This window comes from Mesorhizobium sp. M1A.F.Ca.IN.020.06.1.1, assembly GCF_004023265.1.
GTDB lineage: Bacteria > Pseudomonadota > Alphaproteobacteria > Rhizobiales > Rhizobiaceae > Mesorhizobium.
Window position 1 is genome coordinate 1 of record NZ_RZSR01001032.1, and the last position, 2,036, is coordinate 2,036.

The 2,036-nt window shown below is 65.6% G+C and carries 1 protein-coding gene and 1 pseudogene; both read right to left on the reverse strand.

What is annotated here, in order from left to right; genetic code table 11:
* Positions 1–769, reverse strand: a pseudogene (locus EOA60_RS30550) (ribonuclease R); the annotation flags it as partial.
* Positions 770–775: 6 nt separating this feature from the next.
* A partial coding sequence (locus EOA60_RS30555; RefSeq protein WP_206628324.1) for a topoisomerase C-terminal repeat-containing protein occupies positions 776–2,036 on the reverse strand: 1,261 nt, incomplete at its 5' end.

Sequence of the window (2,036 nt, forward strand, 5' to 3'; positions counted from 1 at the left end):
GAAAGACGTGGGGTATGTCGTGGGCGTGGATGGCGATCATCGAGACCGCCTTCTCGCTAGTCAGCGAGCCCAGCACCGCCAGCACCTTGGCCCGCGGCAGGCCGTAGCGCGAAGCGCGCGCCGGCTCGACCTCGACCAGATCGCCATTTTTGGCGCCGTTCTGGAATTCCTTGTCGACGATCAGCTCGGGCTGGCGGCGTTCCACCGGCTCGATGCGAAAGGTGCCGTCCTTCAGCACGCGGAAGACGCCGAGCACGGCTTCGCTGCGCTTCTCGAAAATCTTCATGACCCGCCCGGTATAGGCGGGGCCTGAGGGATCGTCGGTCGGGAAGGTCTTGGCGAGGACGCGGGCGCCGATGCCCGGAACCGGGCCGCTGGCGCCGCGCGAAATGCGGATGGCGATCACAGGCGGCGAGCCCGGGCCGGTATATTCGCTCGGATGCGCCAGAAGCACACCATCGTTATCGCGGCCGAAAATGTCGAGCACGGCGACATGGGGCAGGGAGCCGGCGCGGGTGAGCCGCTTGCGGTTCCTGGTCAGCAGGCCCTCATCCTGCAGGTCGCGCAGCAGATCCTTGAGCCAGATGCGGTCGTCGCCGCGCAGCGCGAACGCCTTGGCGATGTCGCGTTTTCCGGAGCGGTCGGGGTTCTCAGCGATGTAGCGCAGGATTTCGTCGCGCGAGGGCCGGTAGTCATCCTTGACCACCTTCGCCCTGGTGTCGGCGCTGCGCGGATCGCCGTGACTTCTTCCGGAGATCCTGCGCGCCACGTCGTGCTATCCTTTCTTTGCCGCCCGGCGGAACGGCTTCTTGCCGCCTCCGCCCTTGGCTTCCTTCTCGGCAATCAGGGCGATTGCCTCGTCCATCGTCACCGATTGCGGATCCTTGCCCTTGGGCAGCGTCGCATTGACCTTGCCGTAATTGACGTAGGGTCCGTAGCGGCCGTCGCGCACGACGATCTTGCCGCCGCCGTCGGGATGCTCGCCCAGTTCCTTCAACGCAGCCGGCGTGCTCCCGTTGCGGCCGCCCTTGCCCTTCTGCTGCTTCTCGGCGATCACCGAAACGGCGCGGTTCAGGCCGATCGAGAACACGTCCTCGATGCTTTCGAGATTGGCGTAGGTGCCGTCGTGCAGCACGAAGGGTCCGTACCGCCCAAGACCGGCCGAGATCATCTTGCCGGTTTCCGGATGCTTACCGACATCGCGCGGCAATGCCAGCAGCGCCAGCGCCTTCTCATGGTCGATCGACTCGGCGGTCCAGCCCTTGGGCAGGCTCGAGCGCTTGGCGTCCTTGCCTTCGCCGCGCTGGATGTAGGGGCCGAAGCGGCCGCTCCTGAGGGTGATCTCCTCGGCGGTGTATGGATCCTTGCCGAGCAGCTTGACGCCGTCCTCGCCATTGCCGTTCTCGCCGTTGGGATTGGCGGCGTCGCCAAGCTGGCGGGTATAGGAGCATTCCGGATAATTTGAGCAGCCGACAAAGGCGCCGAACTTACCGAGCTTCAGCGACAGGTTGCCGGTGCCGCATTTCGGGCAGACGCGCGGGTTTGAGCCGTCCTCCCGCGCGGGGAACACCAGCGGCGCCAACTCGTCATTGAGGGCGTCAAGCACGTCGGAGACGCGCAGTTCCTTGATGTCGTCGACGGCGCCCGAAAAATCCTTCCAGAAGTCGCGCAGCACGTCCTTCCAGGCGAGCTTGCCGTCGGAGATCTCGTCGAGCTTTTCCTCGAGCGAGGCTGTGAAGTCATATTCGACATAGCGCTCGAAGAAGCTTTCGAGGAAGGCCGACAGCAGCCGGCCCTTGGCCTGCGGCACCAGCTTGCGCCGGTCGATGGCGACGTAGTCGCGGTCCTCGAGCGTCTTCAGAATCGCCGTGTAGGTCGACGGCCGGCCGATGCCGAGCTCTTCCAGCTTCTTGATCAGCGACGCCTCGGAATAGCGCGGCGGCGGCTCGGTCGTGTGCTGGGTGGCGTTGATCGCCTCACGGGCAAGCTGCTCGCCGGCGCGGATCTCGGGCAGGCGGCGGCTTTCCTCGTCCTCC